This is a genomic window from Acidovorax sp. GW821-FHT11A03 (assembly GCF_058809075.1).
Genome location: NZ_JBXASG010000013.1, coordinates 20,609 through 33,314, shown reverse-complemented (window position 1 = coordinate 33,314; position 12,706 = coordinate 20,609). Strand labels below are relative to the sequence as shown.

Sequence of the window (12,706 nt, the reverse complement as noted above, 5' to 3'; positions counted from 1 at the left end):
GCAGTTCATGAAAACCTCCTTCAGTGGGTTGAGATCGCAGGAAGCGGTGGAAACGAAGGGATGAGGTCCGCAGCCCAGTCCAGGCCGCGATGGCGCAGCCAGGCGGCTGCAAAGTCCTGGGCTGCAGCCGAGGCCACCGCATCGATGTCGCGCTGGTGCTCCTGCGAGGACGCCCCCGCAAACGCCAGTGCCACGGGCCCCAGCCCCAGGTCAAACACCCGGTTGCCCAGCCGGGACTGGTAGTAGTAGTCCCGCTTGGGCGTGGCCTGCGCGACGATGTCGATCTGCCGGCCGTTGAGGCCGAAGCCTTCGTAGATAACCCGGATCTGCGGCTCGGTCGCCTGCGGGTTGGGCAGAAAGATGCGGCTCGCGCAGCTCTCCACGATGGCGGGCGCAATGCTGGAACCTTGGATGTCGGCCAGCGACTGCGTCGCAAAGATCACCGACACGTTCTTCTTGCGCAGCGTCTTGAGCCACTGCCGGATGCGGGTGGCGAACACCGGGTCGTCTAGGAACAGCCAGGCCTCGTCGAGGATCAACAAGGTCGGCGCCCCATCAAAGCGCTCCTCGAAACGCGCGAACAGATAGGACAGCACGGCCAAGGTCGCGGCCTTGCTGTGCATGAGTTCTTCCATCTCGAAGCACTGGACCGATGAGGAACCGAGCCGGTCCACATCCGCATCGAGCAGCTTGCCGTGAGCACCGCCCAACACATAGGGCTGCAGCGCCTGGCGCAGGGCATTCGACTGCAGCAGCACGGACAGGCCCGTTAGGGTCCGCTGCTCCACGGGAGCGCTGGCCAGGCTGTTGAGGGCGGACCAGACCGCATCCTTCTCAGCGGGGCCGACGGATATTCCTTCGTGGACTAACCGACCCTCGACCCACTCCGACGCCCAGGCGCGATAACCTTCCTGTTCGATGCGCGCCAGCGGCTGAAAAGCGATCTCGCCATCCAGCCCCAGGTCATAGTGTTCGCCGCCCAGCCCGAGCACGGTAGCCCGCATCGAGCGTCCCATGTCGAAGGCGAGGATGCGCGAGTTCGGGTAGCGCCGGAACTGCAGCGCCAGGGTGGCCAGCAGCACCGACTTGCCCATGCCCGTGGGGCCGACCACCAGGGTGTGGCCCACGTCTCCGATGTGCGTGACCAGCCGGAACGGCGTGGCACCGTCCGTGCGCGTGACGATCAGGGGCGGCCCGCCCAGGTGCTTGTTGCGCTCCTGGCCGGCCCAGACCGCCGATACCGGCATCATGTGCGCCAGGTTCAGGGTGGAGACGATGGGCTGGCGCACATTGGCATAGGCATTCCCCGGGATTGAGGACAGCCAGGCCTCGACCGCGTTCAGGGTCTCGGGAATGGTGACGAAGCCACGGCCCTGGATGGTCCGCTCCACCGCGCGCAGCTTCTCGTCGGCGGCGGTCGCATCGGCATCCAGCACGGTCACCGTCGCGGTGACATAGCCAAACGCCACCTGGTCGCTGCCAAGGGCCTGTAGCGCCGCGTCAGCGTCGGCCGCCTTGTTGGACGCATCCGAGTCCACCAGCGGGCTCTCCTGCTGGAAGATGGTCTCGCGCAGCAGCGCCACGATGTTCTTGCGCTTGGCGAACCACTGGCGACGCAGGCGGGTCAGCTCCTTCTCTGCTTCGGACTTGTCCAGGCACAGGAAGCGCGTGCTCCAGCGGTAGGCAAAGCCCAGCCGATTCAGGTCGTCCAGCACACCCGGCCAGGTCGACGTCGGAAACCCCCGCACCGACAGCGTGCGCAGATGCATCCCTCCCAGCATCGGCGCCAGTCCACCCACCAGCGGCTCATCCGCCAGCAGCGCATCCAAGTGCATCGGTACCTCCGGCACCGCCACCGGATGCCGGCGCGTGGACACGCAATCGTGCAGATAGGTCAGAGTCTGCGCATCGTCCAGCCAGCCGATCTCCGGCATCACGCCATCCAGCAGGTCCAGGAAGCGCACCGACTCGGACACAAAGGCCTCCAGGCGCTCGCGCCAGTCCACGCCTTCGGTCTTGCCGTTCTCATAGAGCAGCTTGGCGGCGCGCGCCCTGCCCTCTTCGGGAGGCAGGTATACCAGCGTGAGGTGGTAGCGGCTCTCGAAGTGGCTCGCGTGCTCTTCAAAAGCAGAACGCCGCTCTTCGTCGACCAGCCAGGACAACGGTTCAGGAAACACAGACCGCGGGTAGTCACCCGCCTCCCGGCGTTCGGCCTCCACGAACAGCGCCCAGCCCGAGCCCAGACGCCGCAGCGCATTGTTCAGGCGCGCCGAGGTGGCGATCAGCTCGCCCTGCGTCGCACTGTCCAGGTCCGGCCCTCTAAACCGCGCCGTGCGCTGGAACGCACCGTCCTTGTTGAGCACGACACCGGGTGCGACCAGCCCGGCCCAGGGCAGCCAGTCGGACAGTAGCGCGGGGCGCCGGCGGTATTCGGCAAGGTTCAGCATGGTGTGTTCTCCATGGTTGCGCTCACACGTCCACTACACATCCAACAGCACGCGGTGCTTGATGTGCCGCGCGAACACCTGCATGAACTGCGCATCCATGCGCGCCCCCCAGACCGCCAGCGAATGCCCGGCGATCCAGAGCACCAGGCCCGGGATCCACAGCTGCAGGCCCAGGCCTAACGCGGCGGCCAGCGTGCCGTTGGTGATGGCCACCGTGCGCGGCGCACCGCCCATCAGGATGGGTTCGGTGAGAGACCGGTGCAGCGGCACTTCGAAACCGGGCACAGCCCCAGTGACAAGAGCGCCGCTCATGCGAGCACCGCCCCGCCAGCGAACGAGAAGAACGACAGGAAGAAGCTTGATGCAGCGAACGCTATCGACAGCCCAAACACGATCTGCACCAGCTTACGAAAGCCACCCGAGGTATCGCCAAACGCTAACGTGAGCCCCGTGGCAATGATGATGATCACCGCCACGATGCGCGCCACTGGTCCCTGGATGGATTCGAGGATGGACTGCAACGGCGCTTCCCATGGCATGTTGGAGCCCGCGGCGTGCGCGGGAACGGCAATGGCCAGCAGCAGGGCTGCCACGGCGGCAGCCTGCAAAAGAGGTTCTACGGAAACGCGGGAATGCGTCATGGCTGTTCTCCAGGGGTTGAGGAAGGTGATGAAGGGGGAGAGAAGACCCAAGGCAGCGGTCCCAGCGTGGTGTCGAGTTGGTAGCCCTGGCTGTCATATCCAACGACTCGTGCGATCTCACGCACGCGTCGTGCACGCCCCCGCCCGGCGATGAAAACGATCACGTTGACCGCCTCGGCAATCAGCGCCCGCGGCACCGTGACGGAGACCTCCTGCACCAGTTGCTCCAGGCGCGTGAGCGCGCCCAAGGCGGAGCCCGCATGCACGGTGGCGATGCCGCCTGGGTGGCCCGTGCCCCAGGCCTTGAGCAGGTCCAGCGCCTCGGCGCCGCGCACCTCGCCGACCACGATGCGGTCAGGCCGCAGGCGCAGGGTGGCGCGCACCAGGTCGGCCATGGTGGTCACACCGGGCCCAGAGCGCATGCCCACGTGGTCATCCGAGCGGCACTGCAGCTCCACGGTGTCTTCCAGGATCAGTACACGGTCCCGGGTCTGGGCGATCTCGTCGAGCAGCGCGTTCGCCAGCGTGGTCTTGCCGGTGCTGGTGCCGCCCGCCACCACGATGTTCAGGCGCTCGCGCACGGCCGTGCGCAGGAAGGCAGCCTGGGCATCGGACATCACGCCATCCGCCACATAGTCCGCCAGGGTCAGGATGCGCAGTGCCCGCTTGCGGATCGCGAACGACGGCGCGCGCACCACGGGCGGCAGCACACCCAGGAAGCGTTCTCCGGTCTCGGGCAGCTCGGCCGACAGGATGGGGAGCCCTGCATGCACCTCGGCGCGCACATGCGCAGCCACCAGGCGGATGATGCGTTCGGCCACCGGTGCCGGCAAAGAGGCTCCCGTGGGCTCTCGCCCCGAGCCCAATCGGTCCACCCAGAGCGATCCATCCGGGTTGAGCATGACTTCGACGACCTCCGGGTCTTCGAGCGCGGCGGCGATCTCCGGTCCCAATGCCGTGCGCAACATGCGGATCCGCCGCTCCAGCGACACGGCGGCATTGCCGGCACCCTCGCGGCCCGGATCCTGGTCAGGCCTGCGCGCCATCGGCACTCCCGAGTTCAGGTTCTGGAACAAGGTTCTGGCTGGTGCCTGTCGGCTCGATCTCCTCGTGCACCTCCCGCACCAGGCTGCGGCCGCGCTGCAGGTGGCGGGCCAACTGCTCGATGAACTGGGCATAGCGCGCCCGGCCCTGAGCACGTGCAGCATCCTGGTGTCCGTCGGGCACGGGGATCGACACCGTGAGGTAGTGACGCACGTAAAGCGCCACGGTCTCGATCAGGATGGACTGGTCACGCTCCAGGCGGTCAAACTGCCGGGAGAGTCGGTCCAGCCGCTTGGCCATCGCCGCTTCGCGCTGGTCGCCGCCATCGGGCGAGAGGAACGAAGAAAGTGCCGCAGCCACGATCGCTGACTTAGATACACCTTTGTGCACGGCCAGTTGGTCCAGCCGCTTGGCGTGCGCCGGCTCGATGAAGATGTTCAGGCGCGCGCGGCTCATAGCGCAATCCCGTCATCCGGATCCAGCGCCGCCAGCCGTGCGGTGCGCATGAGCTGACGGTTCACGTCCTGGGGACGAAGAGGCATATCGTCTTCGTCGTCCAGCAGCATCAGGTCACCGGTGCCCGGCTCGTCCTCATCTACCGTGCTTATCTCCAGCTCAGGTTTGAGCTGGTGCCCGCCTTCGTCGGATAGCCCCCCTCTCCGTCGACTATCTCCGCTTTGGCCGCCACGGGCGGCGCCAAGCCGCTCCAGTCGTCTGCCCGCACTGCCGGCCGGTCCGCATAGGCGCCTGCGACCAATACCGGCGCCTTCAAGACCCTGCCCGTGAAATTACGGTCCAGGTAGTAGCGCAACTTCCTGGCCTTGATGGGAGGATGGCCTGAGACCATCACCACCTCGTCCTCGGGCGGTAGCTGCATGACCTCGCCAGGCGTGAGCAGCGGCCGTGCCGTCTCCTGCCGCGACACCATCAGGTGGCCCAGCCAAGGAGCGAGCCTGTGACCGGCATAGTTGCGCTGGGCGCGCAGTTCGGTCGCGGTACCCAGCGCCTCAGATATCCGCTTGGCCGTGCGCTCATCGTTGGTCGCGAACGCGATGCGCACATGGCAGTTGTCGAGGATCGAGTGGTTGGGTCCGTAGGCCTTGTCGATCTGGTTCAGGGATTGGGCGATCAGGAAGGCTCGCAGGCCGTAACCGGCCATGAAGGCCAGGGCCGATTCGAAGAAGTCGAGGCGCCCAAGGGCTGGAAACTCGTCGAGCATCAACAGCAGCTTGTGCCGGCGCTCGATTCCGTCCGAGCCATCCAGCGACTCGGTGAGGCGGCGGCCGACCTGGTTGAGGATCAGGCGGATCAGCGGTTTGGTGCGGCTGATGTCGGAGGGAGGCACCACGAGGTACAGCGAGACCGGGTGCTCGGCGGAGATCAGGTCGGCGATGCGCCAGTCGCAGCGCGAGGTGACTTCGGCCACCGTGGGGTCGCGGTACAGGCCCAGGAAGCTCATGGCGGTGGACAGCACGCCCGAGCGCTCGTTCTCGCTCTTGTTCAGGACTTCGCGGGCCGCGGAGGCCACCACAGGATGAACACTCTCCGCCAGATGACGTGTGGTCATCATGCGGTGCAGCGTCACTTCAAAAGGGCAAGCTGGATCAGACAGAAAGTTGGCGACGCCGCGCAGGGTCTTGTCTTCGCCTGCGTACAGCACATGCAGGATGGCGCCGACCAGCAATGCGTGGCTGGTCTTCTCCCAGTGGTTGCGGCGCTCAAGAGCCCCTTCAGGGTCCACCAGGATGTCAGCGATGTTCTGCACGTCGCGGACTTCGTGCATGCCGCGCCGAACTTCAAGCAGCGGGTTGTAGGCTGCCGACCTCCTATCGGTTGGATTGAACAGCAGGCAATGCGAGAACCGCGATCGCCATCCTCCAGTGAGGTTCCAGTTCTCGCCCTTGATGTCGTGGATCACGGCCGAACCAGACCAGGAAAGCAGGGTCGGCACCACTAGCCCAACGCCTTTGCCTGAACGCGTGGGGGCGAAAGCCATCACGTGTTCGGGGCCTTCGTGGCGAAGGTAGGCCCCTGCCCCCTGCTTGCCTACGGCCTTGCCGAGGAACACGCCGACAGGGTTTGTGAGGCCAGCCTTGGCGATCTCCTCTTGATCAGCCCAGCGAGCGGAGCCGTAGGTGGTGACCTGCTTGGCCATGCGGGCGCGCCAAACCGCCATGGCGATAGCGGCGCCCGTAGCGAGCATGCCGCTGGATGCCGCGATGAGACCGCCGCGCTCGAAGACTTGCGGCGCATAGGCGTCGAAAAAGTACCACCACTCAAAAAGCTTCCAAGGCTCGTAGATGGGCAAACCGGATACTTCGAACCAGACGGGGCCGAGCCGAGGCTGGTAGCCAAGAGCATGGGCCGTCCACTGAGTGGCCATCCACACGCCACCCACTGCCGCGCCAGACACCACGGTGATCTGTCCGAACAGAATGCCAGTGTGTGCAGACAATGCCCCCCGCTCGCGTAACGTCCCGTCTTGAGAATTCATGTCTGTCTGCTCCCTACAGAGACACGTCGGCCGTGCCCCTCATGCGCCAGCGCGCCACCGAGGCACGGACGGCACAAGTCTGAACTGGAAGCGCTGCCAAACACACCCATCAGGGCGTGGCCTGGAGTACGCAGGCACCCATGAAAATCAAATGGCGATCAAACCAAGCTGTCGGAAATGAATGTCAGAAGTGGGACATGCTGCCGGCGCCCCTCCTCTGACAGCAAAAGTACGTGCATGCGGCCTGTGTTGCGCTCGAGCATGAAGGCAAGCGACCCTAACGTCCATGGCCGATAGAGTGGCACCCGCTCGACACGGACGTCGATGCCGTAACGAACCGTATGAGGCTCAGCACGAAGATCCGCTTAGGTTTTTGGCGTGAGAGATGAAACGCTGCGCGGCATCGGGCGTTCCATCGCGCCGCTTTTTGTGCACCACACACGTGAAGATTTGCTCGCGTTCTCTCAGCGGAATCGCAACTACATCTGTGCGGTATAGCGTAGTAGCGTGGCCAGCATCTGCCAGCCCCACACCCATCCCTGCCGCGATTCGAGTAACGAAGCCTGGCAACCCACCGGCTTCGCCGGCTATCTTTGGCGCAGGGTTGTAACGCTGCACGATGGCCAACATCTGTTGCAACAGACCCGGTTGTCGGTCAGCCCTGCACGAGATCAGTGGAAAAGCCAACAAGTCAGACAATGCGACATTGTCAAGCGATGCCAACTCGTGCCCAACTGGTAACACTGCCATCAACGGATAGCTCCATGCAGAGACTTGCATGATTGCATCGTCATCGGGCAGGCCGAAGGAAATTCCCGCGTCGATCTCTTCACGCTGCAGCGCTGCCGCCATTTCTTCGGCGGTCATCTCCGACAGCTCAAGTGGCGTATCTGGCGCTAACGCTTGCCAGCTGGAGAGGCAACTTGATAGCCGTGGTTGGGCAATGCCATCCCCTATGCCAATACGCAACGGGATACGGTAGCGAGCATCGGTCGCGCGCACGACGCGCCGCATGCGTTCCATCCGGATGAGGAGATTGTTGGCTTCCCTGAGCAAGCGCGCGCCGGCAGGTGTAAGACGCAGTTTGCGCGGCATACGCAAGAAAAGCGTCACACCCAGTCGATCCTCCAGATCCCGAATGGACCGCGAAAGTGGAGTGGGGTCGATGTGGACGCGCTCGGCCGCACGTCGGAAACTCAACTCCTCAGCGACCGCAATGAAGTATCGAAGATGGCGCAGCTCCATTACTCGAGCTTCCTGCAAAACAATGCTGGCAACTGAGCGCCTCCCAAATACGACTCGACAATGGCGTTCCGCAACTCACTAAACAGCACGTTTTGCGCTCCTGCGAACGAGAAACTCACTTGGGAATCAAGAGACCATTTGCCGCTTGGTTCCTGCTAGTACATCTCGATCGGCAACGCATTTACGCTCTCAGCACCCTCCACGATGCTGTCGCGAATGCCTGGGGCGCGAGTGAGGATGTGATCGGCGTAGAAGAGTGCGGTGGTGATCTTGGCCTTCATGAAGCCCGTATCCACGCCTTTAGCCAGTTCGTCCTCTGCGACGATTAGCGCGCGAGCCATTTGCCAGCCCGCCACGAGATTTCCCGCCAGCAAGAGGTAGGGTACGCTGCCTGCAAAGGCAGCATTGGGGTTATTCTTCGTGTTCGCGACGATGAAATCGACCACGTCGACAAAGGCCTCACGTGCAGCCTTCAGCCGCAAGCGTACCGCCTTCGCATCCGCAGTGCTGCGCCTGGCCAACTCGACCTCGGTTTTTTCGATCTGCGCGGCGATTGCCATCGCACCAGCGCCGCCGTCGCGCGCGGTCTTTCGGCCAACGAGATCGTTTGCCTGAATAGCGGTCGTTCCTTCGTAGATGGTCAGGATTTTGGCATCTCGGTAGTGCTGAGCCGCACCAGTCTCCTCGATAAAGCCCATGCCGCCGTGCACCTGTACCCCCAGGTTTGTCACTTCCAGGCTCATCTCGGTGCTATAGCCCTTGACCAAGGGCACAAGAAATTCGTAAAGGGCCGTGTTCTGCCTTCGCACATCCGCGTCCGGATGGTTGTGCGCAGCGTCGTAAGCCGCTGCGGCCACGCTAGCCATAGCTCGGCATCCCTCGGTGAAGGCACGCATTGTCATAAGCATGCGCTTCACATCGGGGTGGTGGATGATCGGCGCAGCAGCGCTCATCGATCCGTCGACCGGTCGGCTCTGCACACGGTCTTTCGCATAGACAACGGCCTTTTGGTAGGCGCGCTCGGCAATCGCGATGCCCTGCACGCCGACCGCATAGCGCGCGGCGTTCATCATTACGAACATGTACTCGAGCCCACGGTTTTCCTGGCCTACCAGGTAACCGACAGCACCGCAATGGTCTCCGAATTGCAACACCGCGGTGGGACTGGCCTTGATGCCCATCTTGTGCTCGATGCTTACGCAGTACACGTCGTTGCGCGCACCCAGGCCTCCGTCCTGGTCAACCAGGAACTTCGGCACTACGAACAGGCTAATGCCCTTTACACCCTCGGGAGCACCAGAGATGCGCGCGAGCACCAGGTGCACGATGTTCTCGGCCATGTCATGCTCGCCGTAGGTGATGAAGATCTTGGTGCCGAACACCTTGTAGCTGCCGTCGGGTTGCGGCTCGGCGCGGCTGCGCACCGTCGCGAGGTCGGAGCCGGCCTGAGGTTCGGTGAGGTTCATCGTGCCGGTCCACTTGCCAGTCACCAGCTTTTCGAGATAAGTAGCTTTCAGATCATCGCTCCCTGCCGTCAGCAAGGCTTCAATAGCACCATCGGTCAGCAGCGGGCATAGAGCGAAGCTCATGTTGGCACTATTGAGCATTTCCCCGCAGGCGGCGCCTATGGTCTTGGGCAAGCCCTGTCCACCGAAGTCCACGGGGTGCTGCAGGCCCTGCCAGCCGCCCTCGGCGAACTGCCTGAACGCATCCTTGAAACCGGGCGTAGTGGTGACAACACCATCCTTGAAGGACGAAGGATTCTTGTCGCCTTCGAAGTTCAAGGGAGCGATTACTTCCTCGTTCAACTTGGCGCATTCTTCGAGCACGGCTCGCGCGGTTTCCAGTCCCGCGTCCTCGAAGCCTGGCATTAGCGCGACCTGGTCGATGCGCGCGAGGTGCTCCATATCGAACAACATGTCCTTGAGGGGGGCGACGTAATTCATCCAAATTTGCTTCTAGAGCAACTCCAAAATAGTGAGGGAAACGCTGCTCGGCATCTCAGCACAACCCTCCGGCTTGAAAGTGAGGTCTAGACGTGACGTCAGAATTTCAGGCGGAAGGAAGGCTGCTTAGCGCAGCTTTTCTTGTTTTTCATGTGCGTCTACCAGCTGGGCTAGCAGCCTCATAAACACGACGCGATCTTCAGGAGATAGCGGTTCGACGAGCAGTTCCTGAGAGCGATGTATGCTCTCTTGCAGGTCATTTATCAGGTTAAGCCCTTCTTTTGTGATGACTGAAAGTCTTGATCGACGATCATCAGGATTTACTCTGGTTTCGACCAACCCTTTGTCGACCAGCCGCTTGAGCACTTCAGCCGTGGTCGTCCGATCCAACGAAAGCTCTCGGCCAATAGCCTTCTGATCGAGCCAAGGGTTCATCGAAAGCGCTGTCAGCATTCCGACCTGTAGAGGGGTGATGCTCTCAGACTTGCACAGATCGAAAAAAATGGCTTGACCTATCTGGGTCAAACGACGGATCAGAAATCCGGGGCGACGCCACATGACCTGGCGCAATGGGCTGAAGATCTCAGAACCTTGGGGCTTCGTCGCAACTGCGGAGTCAACTGTCTTCTTCTGAACGGGTGCACGCTTTTTTATCATCTCGATATCGCCAATAGTGTCAGTTGGCGAGTTTATCGACTCCCCTTGGAAGCTGGAGAATCAAGCAGCATTCAACGATCAGCTACAGAAGATCGACTTTCAGGTACTCACCCAATAGTTGATAAAAGTCATCCTCGTCGTCCCAGGGGATCATGTGCCCCGCAGCTGAGGCGGTGCATCGCCGCAGGTGAGGCGCGAGCGCTTCGATCTCGGCTAAGTCTTCCGGAAGCACGACACCACCTTTGCCCGCAGTCATAAGCAATCCAGGCGTCCACAGCTTGGATAAATCAGCGTGTATGTCGTCTTCGTGAAAGCCCGAATGTGCTTGTGCGATAGCCTCTTCACTACACGTGTGAAGCCATTCCGCACGTAGTTGGAGATGCTCATTTTTCCAGGTCGGAGCAAAAAGACGAAGCTCCTCTGCCGTGACTCCCTTGATAGCCAACTGAATCGATTCCGTGTACCAAGACAGCGGCACGGGGTAAGGCCTCCGGCCTGGACCCGACATGGGAGGATCGATTAGCAACAGCCTATCCATGCGTTGTGGATCATGAGCCGCAGCACGAATTGCAACGCGAGCACCCATGGAGTGCCCTAGCACTATCACGGACGACCATCCTAGAACGTTCATCAAATCAAGCACGTCGGCCGCCATCGTGTCGAGACTTGCGTCCATTCCTGGTGCGCTGAATGACAGACCACGTCCACGAAAGTCAAGCACATGTACGTCAAAGTGACGTGCCAACCTCTCCGCAACGAAACCCCAGGTGACTGCAGGGCTTGTGATCCCAGGCAAAAGCAGAAAACGGGGACCCTTCCCGCCATAGCGCAAGAGGTGCAGACGCACACCGTTGGCGCGTACGTGATACCCATGAAGAAAAAAACTCATCAAAACTCCGAGGTAATCCGCTCGCACGGATCTTTTGATTTCAGGCGATCATTTGGAAAAGTGCCAAAAAGCGTTGGACTTCCGCACCAAGGATTCATCCAACATATGGCGCCCACGACGTCAGACTCGTTAAGACTTCCGAAACCAGCCACGGATGCGATCCCAGACTACGCTCCACATCATTTCCGCGACTGATACTGTAGGTTGCGGCTCAATAGAAGTAACGGCGTCTCCGCCCAGCCTACGAGTGATCTGCTTGCCAAAGTCCGCCACCATACGACGCACAAAGTCCTTCACGAGTCCAGAACGGGAGAACTGGGCCAGCGGCCCTTGCAATGCATAAACCATGTCTACGTGGACCCGAGTGCTGTCAGCCGACAGAGCCTCCAGTCGATAGGTGATGTCGCCCTGGGTGCGCGACTTACTCAGACTGTCTTGGCCCGCGCCACGAAGGACTGCGCGTTTGACGGTGTCGTCGCGCTCCAGGCGGGCGGCACCAACAAAAGCCGCCGACATCGGTCCAAACTTAATGGAAATGCTGCCCCGGACTTTCTCCCCCTCGTGCGAATCGACAATTGCACCTGGCAGACAAGACGCGACCGCAGGCAAGTCGCCCATAAATGCCCAGACTCGATCCATGGGATAAGGCACGTCGAAATGAACTTCTATTGCGTTGCCTTTGGCTTTGGCCTTGGCCATCGCCACCGGATCGACTTCTGCCAAGTCAGGCAAAGTGGCGCCACTCACCGCAGACGTCTTACCAGGAGCGTGCGCAAGCACGTCTTTTGGCAAAGCAGCGGAGACTGGCTTCATCGCAACAGTTCGCGGCGCACTCAAAACCTGACGTAGCTGTTCGATTTGCACGTTTGGTGCGTCACGCTGCTGCTGCAACACGTCCAAAATCGCATCCACGATGCCTTGGTATCCAGTGCAACGGCACAGGTTCCCGGACAGTTCTAAGCGCACTTGCGCTTCGTCGGCGTTGGGCAAGCGGAGCACGATGTCGCGGGCAGTGGTCAGCATCCCAGGGGTGCAGAAGCCGCACTGCAACGCATGGTGACGGGTGAACGCCGGCCTGAGCAGTCGCATGACAGCATCGTCGTCATAGCCCTCGATCGTGGTGACCTCTCTGCCTTCGCATGCGACAGCGAAAGTGATACACGACCGCGTGGGCTGGCCGTCGACTAGCACTGTGCACGCGCCGCAGACGCCGTGCTCGCAACCAAGGTGGGTACCGGTCAACCGCAATTCGTCGCGCAGGAAGTCGCCCAAGTGCATCCTTGGCTCGGCATCCCGACGGAAACTGCGGCCGTTTACTTGAATGGAAATCGGTTCCAAGTCTC

At 61.8% G+C, this 12,706-nt stretch carries 10 protein-coding genes and 1 pseudogene; all 11 read right to left on the bottom strand.

What is annotated here, in order from left to right; genetic code table 11:
• Window positions 1-20 precede the first annotated feature (20 nt).
• Window positions 21-2,447: a conjugal transfer protein TrbE gene (gene trbE / locus AC1RVY_RS25835; RefSeq protein ID WP_492808980.1), complete on the bottom strand. Its 2,427-nt coding sequence runs from the start codon at window positions 2,445-2,447 to the stop codon at window positions 21-23.
• Window positions 2,448-2,480: 33 nt separating this feature from the next.
• Window positions 2,481-2,759, bottom strand: coding sequence for a VirB3 family type IV secretion system protein (locus AC1RVY_RS25830; protein ID WP_192424142.1), 279 nt, complete (start codon window positions 2,757-2,759; stop codon window positions 2,481-2,483).
• Complete coding sequence (locus tag AC1RVY_RS25825) at window positions 2,756-3,088, bottom strand: TrbC/VirB2 family type IV secretion system protein (protein WP_492808977.1); 333 nt, start codon at window positions 3,086-3,088, stop codon at window positions 2,756-2,758. The genes AC1RVY_RS25830 and AC1RVY_RS25825 overlap by 4 nt, the downstream gene beginning before the upstream one ends.
• Window positions 3,085-4,134, bottom strand: coding sequence for a P-type conjugative transfer ATPase TrbB (gene trbB, locus AC1RVY_RS25820; protein ID WP_492808975.1), 1,050 nt, complete (start codon window positions 4,132-4,134; stop codon window positions 3,085-3,087). Before trbB ends, AC1RVY_RS25825 begins: the two co-directional genes overlap by 4 nt.
• Entirely contained in the window at window positions 4,118-4,588 is a 471-nt protein-coding gene (locus AC1RVY_RS25815) for a CopG family transcriptional regulator (RefSeq protein WP_492808973.1), read from the bottom strand. Before AC1RVY_RS25815 ends, trbB begins: the two co-directional genes overlap by 17 nt.
• Window positions 4,585-6,626, bottom strand: a pseudogene (locus AC1RVY_RS25810) (conjugal transfer protein TraG). Before AC1RVY_RS25810 ends, AC1RVY_RS25815 begins: the two are co-directional and overlap by 4 nt.
• A gap of 348 nt (window positions 6,627-6,974) precedes the next feature.
• Window positions 6,975-7,871 (bottom strand): LysR family transcriptional regulator, encoded by an 897-nt coding sequence (locus AC1RVY_RS25805; protein WP_492808971.1) that lies wholly within the window; start codon window positions 7,869-7,871, stop codon window positions 6,975-6,977.
• Window positions 7,872-8,026: 155 nt separating this feature from the next.
• Entirely contained in the window at window positions 8,027-9,817 is a 1,791-nt protein-coding gene (locus AC1RVY_RS25800) for an acyl-CoA dehydrogenase (RefSeq protein ID WP_492808969.1), read from the bottom strand.
• A gap of 126 nt (window positions 9,818-9,943) precedes the next feature.
• Entirely contained in the window at window positions 9,944-10,474 is a 531-nt protein-coding gene (locus AC1RVY_RS25795) for a MarR family winged helix-turn-helix transcriptional regulator (protein WP_110958417.1), read from the bottom strand.
• Window positions 10,475-10,556: 82 nt separating this feature from the next.
• A complete protein-coding gene (locus AC1RVY_RS25790; RefSeq protein WP_492808967.1) occupies window positions 10,557-11,363 on the bottom strand; it encodes an alpha/beta fold hydrolase in 807 nt (268 codons plus the stop codon).
• Window positions 11,364-11,492: 129 nt separating this feature from the next.
• On the bottom strand, window positions 11,493-12,701 hold the full coding sequence (locus tag AC1RVY_RS25785; protein ID WP_492808965.1) for a xanthine dehydrogenase family Fe-S subunit: 1,209 nt from the start codon (window positions 12,699-12,701) through the stop codon (window positions 11,493-11,495).
• Window positions 12,702-12,706: the final 5 nt, after the last annotated feature.

Coding starts and splice junctions, on each gene's coding strand:
- AC1RVY_RS25815 (WP_492808973.1), bottom strand. CDS start 4,588: ATGAGCCGCGCGCGCCTGAACATCTTCATCGAGCCGGCGCACGCCAAG.
- trbB (WP_492808975.1), bottom strand. CDS start 4,134: ATGGCGCGCAGGCCTGACCAGGATCCGGGCCGCGAGGGTGCCGGCAAT.
- trbE (WP_492808980.1), bottom strand. CDS start 2,447: ATGCTGAACCTTGCCGAATACCGCCGGCGCCCCGCGCTACTGTCCGAC.
- AC1RVY_RS25795 (WP_110958417.1), bottom strand. CDS start 10,474: ATGATAAAAAAGCGTGCACCCGTTCAGAAGAAGACAGTTGACTCCGCA.
- AC1RVY_RS25790 (WP_492808967.1), bottom strand. CDS start 11,363: ATGAGTTTTTTTCTTCATGGGTATCACGTACGCGCCAACGGTGTGCGT.
- AC1RVY_RS25825 (WP_492808977.1), bottom strand. CDS start 3,088: ATGACGCATTCCCGCGTTTCCGTAGAACCTCTTTTGCAGGCTGCCGCC.
- AC1RVY_RS25805 (WP_492808971.1), bottom strand. CDS start 7,871: ATGGAGCTGCGCCATCTTCGATACTTCATTGCGGTCGCTGAGGAGTTG.
- AC1RVY_RS25800 (WP_492808969.1), bottom strand. CDS start 9,817: ATGAATTACGTCGCCCCCCTCAAGGACATGTTGTTCGATATGGAGCAC.
- AC1RVY_RS25830 (WP_192424142.1), bottom strand. CDS start 2,759: ATGAGCGGCGCTCTTGTCACTGGGGCTGTGCCCGGTTTCGAAGTGCCG.